This is a genomic window from Desulfoluna sp. CYM3A (genome assembly GCF_056829965.1).
This window is the reverse complement of sequence record NZ_CP186556.1, coordinates 1,271,951-1,294,462: the sequence shown is the minus strand read 5'-3', so window position 1 is coordinate 1,294,462 and position 22,512 is coordinate 1,271,951. Positions and strand designations below refer to the sequence as shown.

The following is a 22,512-nucleotide window of genomic DNA, read 5'->3' as shown; positions in this document are numbered from 1 at the left end:
TCCTTCGCAAAAAATTTTTCAGCGACTCCGCTTTTGCATGAAAACCCAAAGGGGGCTTCCGGTACACGGGTCACTGCGTTCAGCGTATACATTCTGTTCATCCACATGAAATCAGGGCCGGCCACTTGCCATGCCCGTATCAACAGGAGCCGATCCTTCGCCCGACAATCCTTTCGTCAAACGCCATGCATGAAAAAGTCCCAAAGCCATTGTGAAATCGGTAAGCAATTAAGTGTCGAACGGGATAAAAGTCACCTTCACTCAATCCCCCGTCCCCCCAATGATCAACATCGCGACAGACCTGGAAGGCGTCCCTCCCTCGGGCGATTGGAAGCCCGTATCCCCGCCGCATTGACGATGGTTCTGCTTTTTACAACATTCATGCCAACCCGTGAATACCCATGGCCGGTGCCCAGGCAAAAGCACCCACATCCAACCTCAATACAATTGAAAAAACGAAAAATTGTTTCTCAAAATCAAAATTAAGCAATGCCGCCCAGGCAATGGGATGTCGCCTGTCACCTGTCTCACACCAGCCCGTACAGCCAGATCTGTATCACGTTTCAAGGGACAGGCCCTTTGCGGCTCAGGAGAGCGAACCCCACACTGTCCAACCTGCAAACGAGGAATCATTTCACAAAAGAAGAGGCGAACAGAAAACCGAAAAATATAGAAGAGAAAAAGAGCCGTGAACAGGACCACCTGCGCATGCAGTCCGCAGGCCACCGGTACCATGGGAGTCAACGCTGCCATTCAGGTACCTTCCGGAAAATGGGTTTTGATTTCCAACGCGATATGGTAGCCTGTATCTGTTTAATTACAGGTCGTTGGCATGCCATTGCACAACAAAAACGAAGCCCATGACACACTCACCGGAACCGCCCTTTGAGCCATCCCCACAACCCGCCCATGACACCCCGCTTCGTTAAGCGCAGAACTCCCTGCGCATGCCGAAACACCCTCCAAAAAAGCGCAAAACAGCCATAACCATGGGGCTCCATCGACGTACCATCGGTACGTCCCCAGTGTCTGAAATGAATCATCAACCGTAACGCATCCACTCAATCGGGAGAAAGGCCATGAACAGATTCTTGATCGTGACGATTATCCTCCTTGTGTCATGCTTATCCGCCAGCATGGTTTCTGCCGGGTCCAAGGGCAAAAAGATCATCCACGATGCGGAGTACGCCATTTTGGAAGCACAAAACGGCAAGCAGTGGGCTGAAGACGACAAGGCCATTGATAAAAAACTCGCGGATCTCCGCAAAAAAAGCGGGGGCAAGCCTCCCAATTTCATTTACATCCTGCTTGATGATGTCGGATTCGGGGAAATCGGCATGGATGAGCTGAGTGTCATTCGCGGTTACAAGACACCCCATATGTCAAAGCTGGCAAAGGAAGGGATGAGCCTCCAGAGAATGTACACGGAACCGTCCTGTACGCCGACTCGCGTGGCCATGATGACCGGTCGCTACCCTTCACGGACAGGAACCACCGAGGCCAAGGCCACCCTTGCAGGGGACGGGTTGAACGCCGAAGAGATCACCATTGCCGAAATCCTTAAAGACGCGGGGTATTTCACCTCCCATGTGGGCAAATGGCACCTGGGTGACATTGAGCAGGCGTACGCCAGCAACCAGGGCTTCATGCACGCGGAATTCCCCATCCATCAACAGGGCCAGCTGGCCATTATGGGGAGGGACACGGAGACGGCCGACATTATCCGCGGTGTGGACCCAAGCCGGCAAAAGCAGACATTTACCCTGGACAAGATGTTTGTCCCGAACCCCGCGCACATGGTGACAGGGGTGGAACTGCGCGACGGAAAGCTCTACGAAGTGGATTTGAAAGCCGGTGAGGAGTGGACCCAGAAAAAATACCGCGAAATGAACGAGCGGTACCAAAAACACGCATTGTCTCAACTGCGCACCCTTGCCGGGCAGAAGAAACCTTTCTTCCTCAATTACTGGCCGCTCTTCCCCCTCTCCTTTGTTCAGGAATTCAGGAGTGAGTACAACACCCTCAACGGCGGGACCATGGCGGACATCCTTGTGGAGGTGGATGAATGGATTGGTGATATCATCCAGGAAGTGGACACCCTGGGCATTGCCGAAAACACCGTCATCATCGTCATGGGTGACAACGGTCCCTTCCTTGCCTATGAAGGGCCCACCGGCCAGAGTGACCGCATCTATCGCGGCGGCAAAACCGACCACCTGGAAGGAGGCGTACGCGTCAATGCCTGGGTCAAGTGGAAAGGTGTGATTGAAGCCGGAAGCTTTGCCGAGGACATCTTCCACGTCAGCGACCTGTTCACAACCCTTGCCCGCCTGGGCAATGCCATGGACGGGATTCCGAGGGACAGGGTCATCGACGGGGTGGACCAGACCGGGATCCTGCTTTTGGGAGAAGGCCACGGGCGTCGCGATTATGTCCACATTTATGAGGGTCCTATACTGAAATCCATTGTCAAAAACAAATACAAGATGCACCTTCCCGCCCCGGGCGACAACCCCATCGCCGCCCCCATCTTCGATCTTTACCGGGATCCCCGGGAAAAACACCCCATCGACGCCATCAAATACGGCCTGGGCGGGGAACATCGCCCGGCATGGTCAAACGCCATATGGCGTTTAAAATGAAGTACCCGGACAGGCCGCCTGTTTATGACATTCCGTACAAGGGAATTGAAAACCTCAGACCCGAAACCAAACAATTACTCGAAGTTTTCATGCTCGGGCTGCCCAAGAAAAAATAGCCTCCCATGTTTAGTTACCCTGCCACGGACACGCCGTTTTTCTGTGGCAGGATTCGGGCAGGGGACGGCACAAAAACAAAACACAAAAAAAAACGCCCCCGGCAACCCTGCCGGGGGCGTTTTTTTTTGAAAGAATGAACAGACAGGCGTTAAACAGTCGAAGCCATTGGCTCGTCGACTGTTTTTAACTCAACGGGAAGGCGTCCCCTTTTGCCGCACCAACGCCAGCACGTTAGGAGCCATCAACAAACCTGCCCCCACCGTGTAGGCCAGCAAATCCATCACATCGAATGTCGATCCGATGACAACCCGGGCCACCCTGTTCTCCTGAAGCCCGAGAATGCCAACCAGATCAAAGTACTGACCCATCTCCACTGCCCAGGCAAAAATCAGTACCCCTGTTACCAGTTTTGCCTTGTCACACACCAGAAAAGACCGGAAAAAAAGATAGAGAAGAACCACGACCAGGGCATCCCCCACAAAGGGCCGGATAAACGCATCCCGGACAAACAGAGCAATCACCAATTCCACCAGAAACATACCGGCAAAAAGAGATCCATAGCGCCAATCAATTTTCAATGTCATATCCATCTGCATAGCGAAGCTATCCACCCCGTCCTCACTGCAAGTTCAACCCACGGTCACCAAACTCAAAGGGCCTTACGATAATCCAAAAACAGTAAAATATCAAAAAAGAAAGGCTCCCCCATTGGCCTCCACCCCTTGTAACATGTAGACAAACGGTGAAGATCCGCAGTGAGCGTAGTAGAATTATATGGACGAAGGATTTACAGGAGGGCGTAAATGCAGCGATACGGGTCTATCTGGGGCATGCGGGCAAGGGACGGGTTAAAGGAACGTGAGCCGAAGGAGAATAAAACGCAGGTCGAGCCGAGCGTGAGAACGAGCACCGTCCCTTGCCATACAAAGGCAAGCAAAACACACATCGTAAAGCCTGCTGGATGTGCGAAGCAGTAAATCGATAAGCAGACTATCTCACACTTCTTTTTTGATGTCCAGACGATTCAATGGCAGACCTGAGATTTTTATTTACATTGGCAATAGAAAGAGTATTTAAAAACTTCTTTTTTGTCTTAAAAACAGAGACATAAAAGACAACAACTCCTTTTCGCGCCTCTCAAAACACAAACAAGCAATATTATAAAAATTCCGAACACCCCTGACGCCACAATCAACCGCTCCCGGGAGTTGCTGTTTCCTCATCACAATGCCATGCCAGCTTCCCCTGCCCCGGTCACCCCCATGGCTGCAACGGGCGGTCTGTCACCCGGTACCCAAAAGAATGATCGGGACGATCGGGCCAACCACCCCCACCTTAACAAAAACCAAACAATTAACCACCGGATTTATCAGATAAAAACTATTGACATGGCGAATCGATGAAATTATGGTGGGGTGTAATAACTAGTTATTAGATGCAGGAAGTCGACCCGACAGGATGTCGGCAAACACCCTGTCAGGCCTAACCAGTACAACCTTTACCGGAGGTCGTCATGGCTAAACGATTTTTTACCCCACACCCACATCCATTTCAAGTCGATTTATCCTCCACCCGCGGAACCCCGCACCCTCTCAACTTGCTTTACTGTCGTTACAAATGGCCAGAAAACACCGGCGTTTCAGAATAACGGGCGGCACGGCGCCCCAACGGGATACCCATTCACATTCTCCGAAAGCCCACGCACGGGCTACTCTTCTGTTCTCTCTCGACATGGCCTCACCCAAGGGGCGTTTTTCTCGTTTCCCGCATGAGAACGGGGCTGAGTATTTTTTCTAATGGTAGTCATGTTTCTTAGCAAAATTTAGATTTCTTTCAGCAACCACCCAGCTCGTCCTAGGGCAAAAAAAGAAGAGCAAAAAAGCGGTGCATTGCATGTTGCATGACTGAACCATCTAAATTTTCCTGAATACCCAGATGCAGCGCCCTGGCCTGATCGTTTTCCCATGCATATCCAGGCCAGACGACATGACACCCTCGGCATCAGCACGGCCATCGGCACAAGTGCATTGCCGCCCCCCGTTTCAATGCCAACAGGCAACACACCCGTGGTGCGCACTTTTTTTGGAGCGTTCCGGCGACTCGGTTCCGCAGGGAAAGCCCGGTCTCCTCACGGGCTGCCATACACCAAGCCCCCATCGGGAGCCCGCTCTCCATGAATACGCACGATTCCCCGGTGAGAGCCCCGTGCGCAGCCGCACAGTCCATTACGCACAATGCATCAAACCAAGGAGCTCCCATGCCCTCATTCACAACCCAGACTTCAACTGTCATGTTCTCACGACCCGAAATCTCAGAACTCTGCGACGCCATCAAGGACATCCATCGCACCCTCCACGCCGTGGGCAGACTGTATTCGGAACTATGCGGCACCGAGGCCCCCGGCGGCAATGGCCTCCAGATAGACTTTAAAAAATGGGGGATTCGCACGATCACCGAAGATCTCCTCAGCCGCCAGTACGATTCCATTGACCGCATGGTTGAAATCTACAGGGAGGAGCAGGAAAAAATGAAGAACACCCGCTGACAGCATCAGCATAAGCCTCCCAAAAAAGGCACCAATTCAGCCCATGCCTCCGGCGGACCTGCGGGGGCATGGGTTTTGGTCAGACCTTGACCACAGAAGGCTGTTTTTTTTGGCTTTGATCCAATCGCTTTCCCATGAAATATCCGGGCTAAATAAAACCGCACCCGAAGATGAATGATCCGGCCCTGCAACCCCACGGGCCTTGCCCAAAACGCCATGCTCACCCTACCAAGTGCGAACCATACATTAAACACGAAACCTTTTTACGCCATGTGTTCCCTGTGCAATCATAAAAAAGCTTCGAACTAAATACATATATCGAACACCCGTCAACCGAAAAAATACCCAAAATAACTCTATTTTTTCGCCATACACACCTGCAAAATGAAATTTATCCTATTGTGTTCAATGGATTTTATATGGTATGAAGGGCTTCCATGATCCATTGAGTTGTAAATAAATTTCGGAAACCATTCCCTCAAAAGAGACGTCGCATAGGCGAATCAGCACGATTTGTTTTACGCCGCAGGAACCAGATGATTGAATACAGAAATGTAAGAAAAGTATACGGAAACGGCCAGGATGCCGTCCCGGCCGTTCGAGACATCAGTCTGCAGATCAAACCGGGAGAAGTCGTTGTCTTTCTCGGCCCCTCCGGGTGTGGCAAGACCACCCTGCTTCGCATGACCAACAAGCTGGAAGAGATCTCCGGCGGGGACATCCTGGTGGACGGCCGCAGCATCCGCGAACTCAACCCCGTTCAGCTCAGGCGCAGCATGGGCTACGTGATCCAGCAGATCGGCCTGTTCCCCAACAAGACCATCTATGAAAACATCGCCATGATCCCCCGGGTTCTCAAGTGGGACAAGGCGAAAATCGACGACCGGGTGGCCCACCTTTTAAAAATAGTCAAGCTCGACCCGGAGACCTACAGCGACAGATACCCCGCCGAACTCTCCGGCGGTCAGCAGCAGCGCGTGGGAGTGGCCCGCGCCCTGGCCGCAGACCCGGACATCCTCTTGATGGACGAACCCTTCGGGGCCATCGACCCCATCAACCGCGATCAGATCCAGGACGAATTCATGCGGCTCCAGGCCCGCCTGAAAAAGACCATCGTCTTTGTCTCCCACGACATCCACGAAGCCATCAAAATGGCAGACCGCATCGCCATCTTCCGGGCCGGTCAGCTGGTGCAGTTCGACACCCCGGAGATGATCCTCACCCAGCCCCGGAACAAATTCGTCTCGGATTTTGTGGGGGCGGACCGCGCCCTGAAGGTCCTGGGGCTGATCCGCGCCCGGGAAGCCATGAACTCCTCGCCGAAAAACGTCATCCCGGCAGAGATGAAGAGCCCGGAAGCCCTGGACCGCCTCATGGAGAAAAACCGGAAGGTGGGAATCGTGGTGGAAAACGGCAAGCCCGTGGGCTACGTGACACCCAAGCTCCTGAAATTCGAAACCGGACCGGTGACCGACGCCGCCGAACCCTTCCAGATCTTCGTAGAAGACGACGAGCCCCTTCGGGAAGTCCTCTCCTCCATGCTCATGGACACCATGGACTTTTACTGCGTGGTGGACGACAACGGCCATTTCAAAGGGACCATCACCTACCAGAACATCCAGGACAAGATCATGGAATTCTATGAAGACGACAGCAACAAGTAGGGGGCTTTTGTGAGCATCATAGACTTTATCCAACAAAACCTGGACCAGACCCTGACCCTGGGGCTGGAGCACCTCTACCTGGTGTTCCTCTCCCTGTGCATCGCCATGGTCACCGGCATCCCCACGGGCATCGCCATCACCAAAAACGATGCCCTGGCCAAAAAAGTGATCGACGTGGCCAACATCCTGATGACCGTGCCCTCCATCGCCCTGTTCGGCATCATGCTGCCCATCCTGGCCCCTTACGGCCTGGGCCTCGGCAAGGTCCCTGCGGTGGTGGCCCTGGTCCTCTACAGCGAGCTGCCCATCATCCGGAACACGTACACGGCCATCAAAAACGTGGATTCAAGCCTTGTGGACGCCGGAAAAGGCATGGGCCTGACCCGGTGGCAGCTTCTCAAAGAGGTGGAGATCCCCCTGGCCGTCCCCGTGATCCTGGCCGGCCTGCGCACCGCCGCCGTCATGAACATCGGCATCGCCGCCATCGCCGCCTACATCGGGGCCGGAGGCCTGGGGGTCTTTATCCAGCAGGGCATCTCCCGGTCCTATGAAGAGATGATCATCACAGGAGCCCTGGGCGTCTCCATCCTTGCCATCCTGGTGGATTCCGGCATGGCCCTCATTGAACGCCGGCTTACATCCAAGGGCCTTAAAATCGAGGCATAAGAAGTCATGACTTTGGCAACAAAACTCTATCGTTTCACACTTTTCGGCATCCTCTTTTTCTGCGGGGTCAAGGCCCAGCAGATCGGGCTCATGGAGTACCTCTCCGACCCCTTTGAGATGGAATATGTCATGGAGCTGGTTCGCCAGCACCTGGTGCTTGTGGGCAGCAGCATGCTCATGGCCACCATCATCGGGCTGGGCGCAGGTATCCTGCTCACGCGGGACCGCATGAAAAGGCACACCCCTGCGGTGATGTACGTCCTGAGCCTGGGCCAGACTATCCCTTCGCTGGCCGTCATCGCCATCTCCCTGAGCTTTCTGGGCATCGGCACCAAGCCGGCGATTTTCGCCCTCACCATCTACTCCATCCTGCCCATTGCCAGAAACACCCTGGCCCAGGATGGGGCCGTGCCCTCGGGCATCACCGACGCGGCCCGGGGCATCGGGCTCACCCCCTTTCAGATTCTTATGCAGGTGGAACTCCCCAACGCCGCCACGGTGATCCTCACGGGCTTTCGAATCGCCCTGGTCATCAACGTGGGAAGCGCCCCCCTGGGCTTTCTGGTGGGAGCGGGGGGCCTGGGAGACCTTATCTTCACCGGCATCGACATGATGATGCCCGTCAAACTTTTGGCCGGAGCCATCCCAACCACCCTGCTGGCCCTTGTGGGCGATTACGCCTGCGAGATGCTGGGCCTGCTGGTGGTCCCCAAGGGGCTCAGGCTTCAAAACAGTTAAACACCCAACACAGGAGACACCCATGCAGACAGCCAAACGCGCATTTTTAAGGCTTGCCCTTGCCGCCTGCCTCGCCCTGGCCTTCACCACCCAGGCCATGGCCGCAAAGGAGATCGTCCTCGGCGGAAAAAACTACACCGAGCAGTACCTGCTCACAGAGCTTGCCAAGCAGATCCTTGAGAGCAAAGGATTTCAGGTCACCGTCAAAAACGGGGTGGGCTCCTCCATTGCCCGCCAGTCCCTGGAAAACGGCCTCACCGATCTCTACTTCGAGTACACGGGCACCGCCTACACCGTCTATCACAAGGGCACCGACCCCGAGGTGATCAACAACTCCCAGAAATCCTATGACTACTGCAAGACAAAGGACGCGGAAAAAGGGTTGATCTGGCTTAAGAAAACGTCCTTCAACAACACCTACACCCTCATGATGCGGGCCGACGAGGCTGAAGCGGCCAACATCAAGACCATCTCCGACTTGGGGGCCCGCTACAAAAAAGATTCCAAGGCCTACACCCTGGCCGTGGGCACCGAGTTCTGGGAGCGCCCGGACGGCATCAAAAAAATGATGAAGGTATACGGTTTCAGGATCTCCGGCTCCCGAATCAAGAAAATGGACGTGGGCATCACCTACCTGGCCCTTAAAAACAAGCAGGTGGACGTGGCCATGGGTTACTCCACGGACGGCCGCATCGCCGCCTTCAACCTCGTCAACCTGGACGACGACATGCACTTCTTCCCCGTCTACAACCCGGCCCCGGTGGTTCGCAAGGACGTACTCGCCAAGTACCCCGAAATCGAAACCCTCCTGGCCCCCCTGACGGATAAGCTCACCGCCGACCAGATGCAGACCCTGAACGCGAAAGTCGACGTGGATCACCAGAGCGTCACCGAAACCGCCTCAACCTGGCTCAAAGCCAACAACCTGCTGTAGGCAAAAGGGCTTCGGCCTTCAGACCTGTTAAACGCAAAAAAGCCCGGTGCGGCATAACGCCACCGGGCTTTTTTTGAATCTTTAACGTACCGGACTGAGGTTTGTGATTTGTAATATAACGTCTTTAGCGAATATTCCCAATCCTGTCCCACCGAACGTTCCGTTTGCGGCCGACGGACCAGTATACCCCGACAACCTTGCCGCGAAGAGCTTCTAGTGAAAGCACCCCCCCAAAACCGGCTGTCATGGCTATTGTCCCGATTGTCACCCATAACAAAGCAGGATCCTTCTGGGACACGCATGGGACCAAAGTTATCCCTTAAAGTCACCTCACGACTAAACATGCGGCTGTCAATATGAATCGCGTAGGCCTCCCAAACCTCCTGCCCGTTCAAAAACAATTTTTTATTCCTGATCTCAACCTCGTCGCCACCCATGGCAACGATTCGTTCGAGGAAATCTTTCTTGGGATTCTCGGGATATTCACACACAATCACATCCCCCCTTTCCGGCTCAGAAAACCTGTAGGCCATCTGATTCACCAAAATATGATCCCCCGGCAAAAGAGTCGGCACCATCGACGCTGAAGGGATGGTGTACGCCTTGACAGCATACGTTCTTATTGGGAGGGCAAGTATCAGACTCGACACGAGAGTCATTACCTGCAGCGCAACCACCTTTTTGTAGGATGTGCCCAGAATCCTTTTCAGGGCCCATAAACCGGCGCACCAACTCAGGATAGGCATCAGCACTTCCACGGCCACCTGATTAAGCTCAAATCGTTGCAGCCCGTATAGAAGAGCCTGGCAACCCAATCCGATAAGCAGCGCGACAACAGAAGCGACAAGGCCTCTTTTAATCGTCAAGTCCTTTATCTTGAGGAGCCTCCCAAAGCCCACCATAAAAAGAACCGAAAAAACAAAGGAAACCATCAAGAATCCAACGGTTATAAAAAAGATCTCCATATCGTCGCAACACCTTTCAATACCTACCCTTTATTCAAGGGGCTCAGGCCCCTCTATTTTTTTCGGTTGTCCCTTACCTCAAAGGACTTCTTCTTGTCCCGCCTCAGATCAAAAAGCCCGATGGCCTCCATCAGATCACTCAACCGTGCGCCATGACCAGTACCTGGGTCAAAGGAGGCATGGTTGCTGATATGGGAACCGACCTTGGAGAGGTTTGCCCACCCGTCACCGTTCTCCGAGCCGGAAATGGCATCACGGAGCAGGTTCATCAGCTTGGCATCTCCCCGCAGCTCTTTGGCATCGACCCGGGTTGTTTTTACCGCCACCTCATCATCCACATAAAGAAAGGTGGAGCACGCATTGATAAACACGGGCGGTGTTTTTCGCTCCCCGAACCCGATCACCGATTTTCCCTCGGAGATGATCCGCGTGGCAAGGGGCGTAAAGTCACAATCAGAGGTCACAATGCAGAAGGTGTCCACCTGCTTGGTGTAGAGAATGTCCATGGCATCGATGGCAATGGCGATATCCGTGGCGTTTTTCCCCTTGGTGAGGTCGTACTGCTGGAAAGGCTGGATGGTGCTGGACGCGCTTTACCACTGGCAGCCCGTGGTCCAATTGCCGTAGGCTCGCCGGATGTTCACCTTCCCGTGCCGCGCAAGTTCCGAAAAAATCTTCTGGATGGACTTGGCCGGTGAATTGTCCGCGTCAATGAGCAGGGCAATGTTCTTGGTATCTGTCACAATGGGCCTCCAATGAGTGGGTTCACAAATCTGCTCAACACCGAAAATCGCCTTATGGATCAGACATCGCCGCCTTCGGCACAATAATAACCGAAGGCAGTCTACCACAACAAAGGGGGTGATGGTGTGTAAAACATCGGAGGACAGGACAGCAAACCCTTCCACAAGTAAAACCCAGAGCATTTACATATATCTTTTACTCATATAAAAAGATATTGAGAAGCAGAAGAAGCGACAACGCTATACATACAGCCACCACACCAACGCAAGGAGACCCATGATGTCGAAAAACTCATTTGTCCCCGGGTTTGACTTCCGGTTGGCCACCCTTGGATTTCTTGTGGCTCTGTTCAGCGCGGGGATCGGCATCGGCGGAGGGACGCTTCTGGTCTCCATACTGACATCATTTTTCGGGTTTGACTTCAAAAAGGCAGCGGGCATCTCCCTGGCGACCATCATCCCCATCAGCTTTGTCGGGGCCGTAAACCACCTGATCCTGCTCCCCGGGCCACCCGCCCTTCGGCTTTACCTTCTCTTTATCCCGGCATGCGTCTGTGGAACGATGCTGGGCGGAAACATGGTGCGAAAGCACCACACAGGGTGGCTGAAGCTTGCCTTTGCCCTCTTCTTGCTCGTGGTCAGCCTGCGGATGCTGAAGATCTGCGATTTTCCCTTCCTGGTCTACACCGGCCTGCATGCCCTTTTGCTGTCACACGAATCCCTTCTCGTCATCCCCGTGGGGATCCTCATCGGCATGATCGCTGTACTGTTGGGGATCGGATGCGGCTTGCTCATTGTGCCCTTTTTCGTGATCGTATTACAGCTCGACATGCACCAGGCCATCCCCCTCTCGTTAACCACCATGTTTTTTCTCTCTACGTCTGCCACCCTCATCCACAACAGACTAAACCTCTACGACAACTCCCCTAGAAAGCACAATGGTTCCGGCCCTGGCCGGTGCGGTGGCAGGCGCCATCATCTCAAGCCACCTGCCGGCGTTTATCCTCAAGCAGCTCTTCGGTGGGTTTCTCCTTCTGATCTCCTGCAACTTTATCCTTCAGGAACTGAAAAGCTACTTGCAACGGAGCCGGCCCATCAAAACCGAATGACCATCCGAAGCCAGAAAGACAGTTTTAAGTGGCAAGGCGAGAAGCGTGCCCCATCTTTTTTCACACGGGATGGGTGAGCCTGTAAGTGAACTGCGACACCACCCACCAGCAAGACAAAGCCGCACAGGAGTGCGGCGCTCCTCACGAGAAAAGCGACTGAGCCTGCCGTCAGCCTTACAGCAACGTTTCATCCCGCAGCCGCTTGACCACCTCCATGGTCGAAAAGGTGCGGTCCATGGTGTAGAGATGGATGCCCGGCACACCGGCTTTAAGGAGGCCCCGGCACTGCTCGGTGGCAAAGTCGATGCCCATGGCAAGGACGGCCTCTTTGTCGTCGGGGTCCACGCTTGTGAGGCGGGCTTCGAGATCGGGGGTGATGGTGGTGCCGCAGACCTTGGCCAGGATCCGGGCCATCTTGACGCTGTAGACGGGCATGATCCCGGGGATGATGGGAACGTTGATTCCTGCGGTGCGGCACCGCTCCACGTAATGGAGATAAAAAGAGTTCTCGTAAAAGTTCTGTGCCACCACGTACTCGGCGCCGTTGTCCACCTTGGCCTTGAGATGTTCGATGTCCTTTTCAAGGCTTTGGGCCTCCTGGTGGCCTTCGGGGTACCCGGCGCAGCCCAGGGTAAAGTCGTAGCGTTTTTTGATAAAGGCAATGAGGTCCGAGGCATAAGGAAAACTGTCCGGGTGCGGGGTAAACCCCTCCTGTTGGGGCTTGTCGCCCCGGATAACAAAGATGGTTTCGATGCCCATGTCCCGGTAGCGGTCCAGCACCTCGGTAATCTCCGACGGTGCCATGCCGTACCCGGCGAGGTAGGCCACGGTGGGGATGGATTTGTCCAGCATGGTCCGGACGGTCTGGTACGACCCGTCCCGGTTGGAGCCGCCCGCTCCGAAGGTGACGGACATGTAATCGCTGGCCCACAGCAAAGAGATCGTCCACCACGGCGCCGAACCCTTCTTCGGCTTTTTCGGTTCGCGGCGGAAAGAACTCCATGGACAGGACGGGGGACTGGGTGTCGTAGAGGTGGGTGACGCGCATGGGATAGGCTCCTGGTACAGGTGGATAATGGAAAAGCTCGGCGGCCTTGCCGGAGAGCCACCCCTTTGAAACGTTGGACAAACAAGAAAAGGTGCCCGCCGGCCTGCTGTCGGGAAAAGTCTTTTTCTGTGATACGAAATTTACTGACGATCTTCAAGGAAGAATAAGAAAAGGTGTCCCGTGAAAGGTGATGGGCATGGGCTTGCAGGTGATATGGCAATACGTGAGGGAGAGTGGAATCACGTCGATCGGCCCGGGAAAGCCGCACCGAAGTGCGGCGCTCCATATTTGACTGCCATGGGCCAAAGACGCTGACGGCCAATGTGCCCGGCCCTTGGGACCCGGCACATTGGCGAAATCGGGTATCAGACGGAAAACTGTGCTGCGGTGTCCCTGAGCTGGGCGGCCATGGTGTTCAGGCCGTCGGCGCTTTGTCGGATCCGATCGCTGCCGTGGGACATCTCCCCGGCCTCGGTGTTGACCGCAGCGATATCCCGGGCGATCTCTTCGGCCACGGCCGAGCTTCGGCTGACGTTGTGCTGCTTTCCCGGATGCCTTCATTGGTCTGATGGACATTGGCGGCGATTTCAGCGGTGGAGGCAGACTGCTGCTCCACGGCGGCGGCGATGGTCGCGACGATCTCGTTCACCCCGTCGATGACCGAGGAGATCTCCTCGATCTCGGTGCTGGAGGCTGAGGCCGTGCCCTGCATCTCTTCAATGCGGGAGCGGATGTCCAGGGTGGCTTCGGCGGTCTGGTGGGCCAGGGCTTTGATTTCGCTTGCCACCACGGCAAACCCTTTGCCCGCTTCACCTGCACGGGCCGCCTCGATGGTGGCGTTGAGGGCCAACAGATTGGTCTGCTCGGAGATGTCGGTGATGGTCTCGGTCACCTTGCCGATGGCCTCTGCCGCACTCCCCAGCTCCACCATGCGGGTGGCTGCGCGCCTTGATTTCTCAACGGCTTCGCCGGAGATGCCGCGGGCCGACTCCGTGTGATCTGCGATCTCACGGATGGTGGAGGTCATCTCCTCGGTGGCACTGCCCACCTGGTTCGCGTTGGTGGCGGCCTGCTCCATGGCCGCAGCCACGGAGACCATGTTTGCGCTCATCGTCTGGGCCGAGGCGGCTACGGTATTGGATGTTTCAAAGGTTTGCCCCGCCCCTGCGGACATCTGCTCGGACACATCTGAGAGTTCCGTGGAAGAGGCAAGAAGGGTATCGGTGCTCTGCTTCATCTCCGTGATCATGGCGGAAAAGGCCCCGACCATGGTGTTGAGAACGCCCCCCAGGCGGGAGATCTCATCGCCCCCTTCTGCACGAAAGACCACGGCCAGATTGCCGGTGGCCAGGATGTTCACCTTCTTTGCCATCTCCTTCAACGGGCTGGCGATGTTGTTGACCACAAACAGGCTGAAGGCCATGGTCAGGAGAAAAAAGGTCGCGGCAATGGCCACCAGGGAGATGACGGCTTTTTGAATGACGGTGCGGCTGAGCATGTCGGAAAACTTGGTCTCATAGGCCTCGATGTTGTCCAGGTAGACCCCGGTGCCGATCCAGTAGTCCGTGCCTGCAATCATCTCGGAGTATCCCAGCTTCAAGGTATCCCCTGCCCCGGGCTTGTTCCACATGAACTCCACGAACCCGCCGCCCCGCCTGGCGTTGTTGTAGAGTTCGCCCACGGAACGCACACCGTTTTTGTCCACCAGGTGTCCCAGGTCCTTGCCTTCGAGCTGATGCTTGATGGGGTGCACGGCATTACGGGTTCCCTTGTAGATAAAGTAGTACCCGGACTTGTCCTCTTCAAAGCGTACGGGATAAATCATCCGACGCATGGCATCGACTTTCTCCTCTTCGCCCTCAATGCCTTCAAGGGCCCTGGAGAGGGCCACAGACACGCTGTGCACCGAAGCCTTGAGCTTGTCCTGCTGGGCCTTGTACAGAACCTCTTTGGCTCCTTCAATACCCACATCCCGGGTGACGCCGATATAGTGGACTGCGGTTGCAGACAACGAGAGAAAAGAGACAGATACCATGATGAGAACAATAATCATCTGGGTCTTGATCTTGAAACATCGAAGCATGAATGGGGGGTCCTTCCGCTGATTGACGTACCAGAACGCGCACGTTATGGAAGAGCCCGACAGCCCCACACCGACGCGAACACATGGATACAACTTCACATTTGAGTCAAATGATTCACAGCACACCGGACCTGACTGTCTGACGGCATGCTCTCCTTGCCAAGCCTGATTGTTGAAAAATGAACGATCCTTATCTCATGAACCACTCAATTTTTCAACGTTTTGATCCCATGGTTTCTCAGGTGGAAACCGCGCGTGGCAACCCGGCAGGATGTGTGCCCCTTGGTGTTACCCTGTCCAGGGGCGCGGGCCTGGCGATAAAATATCCCTGGGCGTGGGTGCATCCTGCCCGAGTCACGGCGTCAAGCTGCGCAGGCTCTTCAATGCCCTCGGCCACCACCGAGACCCCCAGCTTCTGGGAAATGGAAGCAATGGCCGAGATAATGGACAGCCCGTCCTGGTCAATGCGAGAGATAAAGGATCGATCGATCTTCAGGGTGTCGATTTGGTAGCGGTGCAGGTAGGCAAGGGACGAATAGCCCGTTCCGAAGTCATCGATGGCGATACGGACACCTGCCTCCCGGAGCCGGTTGAGGTTGGCCTCGGCCATGGGGCGGCTTTCCATGAAATCGGTTTCCGTAATTTCCACCACAAGATGTGAAGGCGACACCCCGTAACGGGCAAACACCCCCGTAATAAACGGGCAGAGTTCCGGGTCGCCGAGCTGGCTTGCCGTCAGGTTGATGTTGAGGATGCGCTCAGGGAACTCCCGGTTCCAGGCGGAAAGGGTCCGGGCCGCGGCTTCCACCACCCAGCACCTCAGGGCGGTGGAGAGGCCGGTCTCTTCCAGCACGGAAAGAAACGCCCCTGGAGCCAGCACCCCTTTTGTGGGATGGTTCCAGCGGATGAGGGCCTCAAAACGATCCGTGGGGCCCTGCGGCAGGGTCAGGATGGGCTGAAAGTAGAACTCGAACTCATCCCGGTCAAAGGCATCCCTTAACTCCTGCTCCATCTCCAGGCGATGCACCGCCTTTTCGTGAAGGCTGCTGTCAAAAAAGGTAAAGCGCCCACGGCCCGAGCCCTTGGCTTCATACATGGCAAGGTCGGCATTCCGGATCACCGTGTCCGGATCCGTGTACCCGGAGAGATCAAACACCACGCCGATGCTCGCACCGATATGGAGCACCTGGCCGTCGATCTCAAAGGGTGAGGCTGCCGCATCCAGGAGGCGACGGGCAATGCCCTCCACCTCGGAGGCGTCCCGGGTCTCCCGAAGCAGCACGGCAAACTCGTCACCGCCGATGCGCGCCACGGTATCCCTGTCCCTCAGGCACTGGGTGAAGCGCCGTGAGACAACCTGGAGCAGGGCGTCCCCCACGGGGTGGCCCAGGGAGTCGTTCACCGATTTGAACCGATCCAGGTCCAGGAGCATCACGGAGCAATTCTCCCCATCACCATGGGGAGTCAGGAGCTCTTTGAGGCCTTCCACAAAGGCGAGCCGGTTGTCGATGCCTGTGAGGGCATCGTGGTAGGCCTGGTGGGTCAACCGCTTTTCCGCAAGCTTGCGATCGGTAATATCCTCATAGATCAGAAAAATCCCGCCGGACTGGTTCTCCACATCCACCCGGCAGCCTACGATGGAGACGGAAAGGGGTGTGCCGTCCACCCGCATCCTTACCCCCTCGCCGCTGAACCGGCCCCGGGTCGTGATGGTCTCCAGAAGCGTTTGGTAGGCTTCGGCTTCCGTCACCGGCACCGTGTTCATGGGCTCAACCTGCCCTTCAAGGTCGTGGGCTCCGTACCCGAAGAGGTCGCAGAAGGCCTGATTGGCCCGGACAATGCCATGGTTCTCATCCAGCAAAAGGATGCCCTGGGGAGAATGATCGAACAGGCCGGTTAAAAAACGCCCGTGGCGAAGGGAGTTTGCCCGGCTGCTTTCAAGGCTCGCGGCCAGGGCATCGCGGCCCCTTTTCACCTCCACCTGGGTGCGCACCCTGGACTGAACGATCAACGGGGTCACCGGCTTGTGCAGGTAATCGGCGCAGCCAAGGCGAAACCCTTTGGTCTCGTCCGAAGGATCACTGCAGGCCGTCACCATGATAACGGGAATGTGGCGGGTCGCCTCATCGGCCTTGAGCCGCAAGAGCACTTCGTAGCCGTCCATGCCGGGCATCATCACATCCAGGAGGATCAGGTCGGGTCCATGCCCTGCGCGGGCAATGCCAAGCCCCTCTTCCCCGGAGGTGGCCGCCTGGAGGGTGTACTCCTCCATGAGAATCGTCCCGAGGACGTCGATGTTGGACGGGATGTCGTCGATGATAAGAAGGGTCGGTTTCTCCATGTCACTCTCCTGTGGAGGCCTCGGAACACGTGGCGGGCCCTGCAGCGACTATCTGGGTCAGCAGGCCCCGGGCATCTTTGAAGTTGTATTTTCGAAGGCAGGCCACCAGCTGTTCCGCCTGGAGCCGGAACCCTGCATGGCTTAAGGGCTCCAAAAGAGCCTCAGCCTTGGCCCGGGCCATGATATTGCGGGTGGCAATGAGCGATTCAAGCTCCCGGAGGCCCTCTCCAAAGGGGCTGCCTGACCAAGGAGCACTTTCCGATTTGACGCCCGCAGGCACAAGACGTTCCGCTTCCTTCTCCAGAGCGGCGATGCACCTGTCCAGGGAGTCCACGTCAGACAGGGCCATACCGGGCTGCCCTTCCTTGACGGCGGCTTCCATGGCAGAGGCCGCTTCGGCCAGTTCATGGCAATACAGGTTGGCGGCAGCGCCTTTGAGGGCATGGAGCCGTGACCGGGCCTCTTCCCAAGAGCCTGCGGCCAGGGCTTCAGCAATGGAGGCAGGGGTCTTCTCAAAGGCTTCCACAAATCCAGTGACCAGCTCCCCCGCGCGGCTCCGGTCTCCCCTGAGGGCCGTCACCAGGCCTTCAATGTCAGGGACATCGACGGCAGCCGGTGCCTGGGAGGTATCCGAGGGCAACTGTCCGTCCAGAACCCGGAGCAGCTCTCCGGGAGTCACGGGCTTGGTGAGAAATCCCGAGGCACCGGAGGCCATGGCCGCCCTTCGGGTGTCGGGGTCCGCGTCTGCGGTGAGCATCACCACGGGAAGGTCTTCGAGGCCCTCTGAAGCACGGATGGCCTCGGTGAGCTCGCACCCGTCCATGCCGGGCATCTGCATGTCCGCCAGCACCAGGTCAAAGGGGACGCGCCCCAGAAGGTCCAGGGCCTTATGGCCGTCGGCGGCGCATTGCACCTTGAAATGTGCCGCGCCCAGGATCTCTTCTGCCACGTTTCGGTTAAAGGGGTTGTCCTCCACCACCAGCACGCGATGACCGTGTGAGCTCCCTCCAGAGATATCGGAAGGAACCGCCGGTGAAGGAGCTGGGACCAGGGATGACACAATGGCATTGTACAGGGCCGACTGCTTCACCGGTTTTGCCACGTGCCCGGCAATGTCCAGCCCCCGGTGCCAGGACACGTCCCGGTTGTTCAGGGGAGACAACAGGACCACCTCCGGGCGATGCCCCTCGTCCATGGCCTGCAAGTGGCTGATGAGCCGTTTTCCCTGACCGGGAGGCAGGGTCACGTCCGCGAGAAGCAACCCATAGGCTCCTCGGGCCTGGGTGAGGAGCGCCACGGCCTCGGGGACGGACCCTGCCAAATCGTAGGGGAATTCAAAGTCATCCAGATACCCGGAAAGGACACGCCGCGCGGAGTCGTTGTCCTCCAGCAGGAGACACCGGGGCTTGGTCCCGGCCCCGTAGAGAAAGCCCTCGGAGGTTTCGTACGGAGCCTTAAGGGGACAGGTTAAGGTAAATTCACTGCCGCGGCCCTGGGTGGACGCAACCGTGAGCGCCCCATCCATCAACGCCGAGAGTTTTCGGCAGATGGCAAGGCCCAGGCCCGTGCCGCCGTGGTGGCGGGTGGTGGAGCCGTCGGCCTGGGTAAAGGCGTCAAAGAGGGTGGGAAGCACCTCATCAGGGATGCCCTCCCCGGTATCGCGCACCCCAAGGGAGAGGGTTCCGGTTTCCAGGGTCTCCCGCTGAAACCTTGCGGTGACAACAACCTCCCCGGCCTCGGTGAACCGGATGGCGTTTGCCGTCAGGTTGGTGATAATCTGGCCCAGGCGCACGGGGTCCCCCACGAGGGTCTGGGGCACGGTGGCGTCGATGTCGCAGACCAGCTCCAGGGATTTCTCCTGGGCCTGCTGGCTCAAGGTGTCCGTCACCCCTTCCATGAGATCTCGAAGGCGGAAAGGAACAGCTTCCAGTTCCAGCTTATCGGCATCCATCTTGGAATAATCGAGGATCTCGTTGACCATGGTCAAAAGCGTCCTGGAGGCCGAGGCGATAATCCGGAGGTTTTCCTTCGCTCTCGGGGAGTCGGGTTGCGTCAGGAGCACGTCCGCCATGCCCATGATGGCGTTAATGGGCGTACGGATCTCGTGGCTTATGTTGGCCAGAAACGCCCCCTTGGCCTGTCCCGAGGCCTCGGCGGCCAGGCGGGCCTGGTTAAGTTCTTCGGTGCGCTTTTCCACCCGGCGCTCCAACTCGGCCTCCCTCACCTCGATGATCCGCACCATCCAGTTCAGGTCCCGCATGAGGGCCACGATCTCGTTTTCGTCTTCAGCCTCCGGGGGCAGCCGGAAGCCCGTGTAATCCCCCGTTTTCACCCGCTGGCAGAACCGGCTGATACGCGTCACCTGGCGCTTGACCAGCCAATGGAACCCCGGGAGCCAGGGTGCCACAAGGGGCAGGCCAAAGGCGGTAAGCAAGCCCACGGTAAGGGCGTGCTGAAAGGCAGGCAGAACGTGGATGCTGCTGGTCCGGGCCGCCAGCCACACCGCCGCCAGAGGCAGGGTGGCGTACACATAAAGAATAAACTTGTATTTCAGTGCCAGTTTCATGACCACACTCTATACGTTTGGCCCCCGGCAGGGCTGCCGGAGGCATTTTGAGCTGAATCGTTGCAACAGGTTCAAAAAAAGCGATTGAATGCCGTTTTAAAGGCGGATGTGATTTGACCCGGGGAACGAGGGGCAAAACACATCCGCTATCTGCTTAATAAGGTGGCACACCTTTCCGCCGAAGGCTTTTTTGGCGCTGACTCGTTTCTCCAAGCCTTTGGCTTGTTACGCCAGCCTGAACCGGCCCACCACATCCGTCAGTTCCTGGGAAAGGGCTGTCAGGGTCCCTGCGCTCCGGTTCACCAGGCTGCTGCTGCCCGATATCTCCCCGGAGGTTCGGCTCGACTCGGCGATGTCCCGCGAGATGCCCGCAAAGGTGGCGGATGCCCCGGCAATGTTCCGGTCGATCTCCGAAATCCCGGCAGAAACCGACCCCACATGGGCCACAATGGCATCGGTGAGCACCCGCTGCTCTTCCAGGCTTCCTGCGGTGGCCCGAACGATGCCGTCCACCCGGTCCAGGCCGTCGGCAAGGCCATCCACCGTTGCCAGGACCTCTGCCGCCGATCGGCTCACGGCCTCTGTTTTCTGTTGAATCAGCTCGGAAGCCTTGGAAACCTGGGCGGCGAGCTCCTTGACCTCGGAGGCCACCACGGCAAACCCTGCCCCGGCGCTTCCGGCCCGGGCCGCTTCAATGGTGGCGTTCAAGGCCAGGAGGTTGGTCTGGGAGGCGATGTCGTGGATGCCCTCGGCAATGCCCCCGATTTCGCCTGTGGCGGCATCAAAGGCGCGGAAGGCTGAGCGGGCTTCGCCCAGGGCCGATACCGTGTCTTCGGTGATGCCCCGGGCGTTTTCCGCACGGGCGGCCAAGGCCTTGATGGACTCCTTTACCCCGGTGGAAGCGCCGGAAATCTCCCCGGCACCCACGGCGGACTCACCGATGGCATTGCCGATGGCGGCCATGGTGCGCTCCAGGCTCTCCGAGGCCGACGCCGTGGCCGCCACCTTGTCGCTGACGGCTGCCGAGTGGGAAGCCATGTCTTCGGAGGTGGCGGCAAGCTCCCCGGACGAGGCGACCAGGGCCTCGGAGGCCTCGGCACACTTCTCAATGAGGCCGTTTAAATGCTCGGCCATGCCATTCTGGGCCCGGACCAGGTCGCCTATCTCATCGCGCCTGCGTGTCTCCATGCGACCGGCAAGGTCCCCGGAGGCGATCCTGGCGGAGAAATCGCAAAGGTCCTTCAGGGCGCCGGAGAGACGGCGTGAATAGAAAAAGGTAGCAAGGCAACCCAGGACCAGCACTGCGACGCCCACGCCCACGGAGGTGATCTCAATCTGGCGGAGAACAGCTTTCACCTGCCGGGTCTCTTCAAACAGGGCCAAAAAGAACCTGCCACGGCTTGGACCGAAGCCCACGGGCACCGCACGAAGGATCCCGGAAGTCCCGCCCAGAAGGACGTTTCTGTCGGCATGGGAAATGGAGCCACCCAAAACGCCTTCGGGCAGGGTTGAATACCCCTTGGCATCCGAGGAAGCGCGAAGGCGATACGTTCCGCCCAGGTCTTCATAGAGGGCACAACTTCCTGGTCCGCCCCGGAGAAGGGCGGTCACAAAGGCATCGTCCAGGCTTCGCCTGACCACCATGGTCCCGAGAAAACTTGCCTTGTTGTAGACTGGGCTTAAAAAGACCATCTCCGAGACCCCACCCCTCACCCCCATACCGCCAGCAACAGTGCCTTTGGCCATCTTCTGCGCCGGGGCCTTTAAGCCTTCGGCCTCCCCCACCACGCAGTTGCCTTTCCGGTCAAACACCGTCACCCCGTCGTAGGAGAGCACCCGCTTCATGAAGCCGACCCTGGTTTTGAGGTTTTCGTATTTTTTCGTGAACCTGGCCGCCTTCATCAGACGGACAATCTCGCGGTCCCCAGCCATGCGGCCAAGGTCCGCCTCCATGGAGGTGTAGATCGCCGACACCTTCCCCTCCATGGCCGACACCCTGGCGGTGAGCTCTTTTTCCTGGGCATTCATCAGAATGCGCCCGGAGTTGATGTGAATGGGAATGATGATGGATGCCACAGCCAGAATCAGGATGGCGCTGAAAAAAAGGCTGAGCTTGCTTCCGATGTTCATGATCATACTCTCTTTCAAAACACATGGCCCTTTGCCCATGGCACAAGGCCTGAAATGGTAACGACTCATCCCACAGCTGCCTCCGGCGGCCCTGCCGGGGCTAAACGTTTAAAACGTTTAACAAACAGGTCATAAAAAAAGGTACATGAATGCCGCTTTACATGCAGATGTGATTTGACCCGAGGAACGAGGGGCAAATGACATCTGCTATCTGCTTTCAA

General features: G+C 57.0%; 15 protein-coding genes and 1 pseudogene. 7 read left to right on the top strand and 9 right to left on the bottom strand.

What is annotated here, in order from left to right:
• The first annotated feature begins 1,079 nt into the window (after positions 1–1,079).
• Positions 1,080–2,642 carry a sulfatase-like hydrolase/transferase gene (locus tag ACOYW1_RS06790; RefSeq protein WP_482422184.1) on the top strand — a complete coding sequence of 521 codons (1,563 nt, stop codon included), beginning with the start codon at positions 1,080–1,082 and terminating at the stop codon, positions 2,640–2,642.
• A 305-nt stretch (positions 2,643–2,947) separates the two neighbouring features.
• On the opposite strand, the gene ACOYW1_RS06785 is transcribed toward ACOYW1_RS06790, so the two are convergent.
• Positions 2,948–3,343 (bottom strand): ribosomal maturation YjgA family protein, encoded by a 396-nt coding sequence (locus ACOYW1_RS06785; RefSeq protein ID WP_482422183.1) that lies wholly within the window; start codon positions 3,341–3,343, stop codon positions 2,948–2,950.
• Positions 3,344–5,016: 1,673 nt separating this feature from the next.
• Between ACOYW1_RS06785 and ACOYW1_RS06780 the strand changes: the two genes are divergently transcribed.
• The 5 genes from ACOYW1_RS06780 (at position 5,017) to ACOYW1_RS06760 (ending at position 9,306) form a co-directional block, all read left to right on the top strand.
• A complete protein-coding gene (locus ACOYW1_RS06780; RefSeq protein ID WP_180144150.1) occupies positions 5,017–5,304 on the top strand; it encodes a hypothetical protein in 288 nt (95 codons plus the stop codon).
• A gap of 536 nt (positions 5,305–5,840) precedes the next feature.
• Positions 5,841–6,968, top strand: a complete 1,128-nt coding sequence (locus tag ACOYW1_RS06775; RefSeq protein ID WP_482416982.1) for an ABC transporter ATP-binding protein — start codon at positions 5,841–5,843, stop codon at positions 6,966–6,968.
• 9 nt (positions 6,969–6,977) lie between these two features.
• Complete coding sequence (locus ACOYW1_RS06770) at positions 6,978–7,634, top strand: ABC transporter permease (RefSeq protein WP_180144146.1); 657 nt, start codon at positions 6,978–6,980, stop codon at positions 7,632–7,634.
• A gap of 6 nt (positions 7,635–7,640) precedes the next feature.
• On the top strand, positions 7,641–8,372 hold the full coding sequence (locus ACOYW1_RS06765) for an ABC transporter permease (RefSeq protein ID WP_482422182.1): 732 nt from the start codon (positions 7,641–7,643) through the stop codon (positions 8,370–8,372).
• A 22-nt stretch (positions 8,373–8,394) separates the two neighbouring features.
• The gene (locus ACOYW1_RS06760) at positions 8,395–9,306 is read left to right on the top strand and encodes a glycine betaine ABC transporter substrate-binding protein (protein WP_482422181.1); all 912 of its coding nucleotides are present in this window, start codon (positions 8,395–8,397) and stop codon (positions 9,304–9,306) included.
• Here ACOYW1_RS06760 and lepB read toward each other — a convergent pair.
• From lepB to ACOYW1_RS06745, 3 genes and pseudogenes are all read right to left on the bottom strand, one after another.
• Positions 9,249–10,271 (bottom strand): signal peptidase I, encoded by a 1,023-nt coding sequence (gene lepB / locus ACOYW1_RS06755; RefSeq protein ID WP_482422180.1) that lies wholly within the window; start codon positions 10,269–10,271, stop codon positions 9,249–9,251. The genes ACOYW1_RS06760 and lepB overlap by 58 nt on opposite strands.
• A 53-nt stretch (positions 10,272–10,324) precedes the next feature.
• Positions 10,325–10,540 (bottom strand): OST-HTH/LOTUS domain-containing protein, encoded by a 216-nt coding sequence (locus tag ACOYW1_RS06750; RefSeq protein WP_482423677.1) that lies wholly within the window; start codon positions 10,538–10,540, stop codon positions 10,325–10,327.
• Between the two features lie 78 nt (positions 10,541–10,618).
• Positions 10,619–11,014, bottom strand: a pseudogene (locus ACOYW1_RS06745) (NYN domain-containing protein); the annotation flags it as partial.
• A gap of 277 nt (positions 11,015–11,291) precedes the next feature.
• On the opposite strand from ACOYW1_RS06745, the gene ACOYW1_RS06740 reads away from it, so the two are divergent.
• Complete coding sequence (locus ACOYW1_RS06740; RefSeq protein ID WP_482422179.1) at positions 11,292–12,200, top strand: sulfite exporter TauE/SafE family protein; 909 nt, start codon at positions 11,292–11,294, stop codon at positions 12,198–12,200.
• Between the two features lie 97 nt (positions 12,201–12,297).
• Here the strand turns inward: ACOYW1_RS06740 and ACOYW1_RS06735 are convergent, their stop codons facing one another.
• The 5 genes from ACOYW1_RS06735 to ACOYW1_RS06715 all read right to left on the bottom strand — a co-directional run bounded on the left by ACOYW1_RS06735 (position 12,298) and on the right by ACOYW1_RS06715 (position 22,291).
• Positions 12,298–13,059 (bottom strand): methylenetetrahydrofolate reductase, encoded by a 762-nt coding sequence (locus ACOYW1_RS06735; protein ID WP_482422178.1) that lies wholly within the window; start codon positions 13,057–13,059, stop codon positions 12,298–12,300.
• Between the two features lie 527 nt (positions 13,060–13,586).
• A complete protein-coding gene (locus ACOYW1_RS06730) occupies positions 13,587–15,254 on the bottom strand; it encodes a methyl-accepting chemotaxis protein (protein WP_482422177.1) in 1,668 nt (555 codons plus the stop codon).
• A 238-nt stretch (positions 15,255–15,492) separates the two neighbouring features.
• The gene (locus ACOYW1_RS06725; protein ID WP_482422176.1) at positions 15,493–17,595 is read right to left on the bottom strand and encodes an EAL domain-containing response regulator; all 2,103 of its coding nucleotides are present in this window, start codon (positions 17,593–17,595) and stop codon (positions 15,493–15,495) included.
• 1 nt (position 17,596) lies between these two features.
• Positions 17,597–20,161 (bottom strand): response regulator, encoded by a 2,565-nt coding sequence (locus ACOYW1_RS06720; protein WP_482422175.1) that lies wholly within the window; start codon positions 20,159–20,161, stop codon positions 17,597–17,599.
• Between the two features lie 225 nt (positions 20,162–20,386).
• Positions 20,387–22,291 (bottom strand): methyl-accepting chemotaxis protein, encoded by a 1,905-nt coding sequence (locus tag ACOYW1_RS06715; RefSeq protein ID WP_482422174.1) that lies wholly within the window; start codon positions 22,289–22,291, stop codon positions 20,387–20,389.
• Positions 22,292–22,512: the final 221 nt, after the last annotated feature.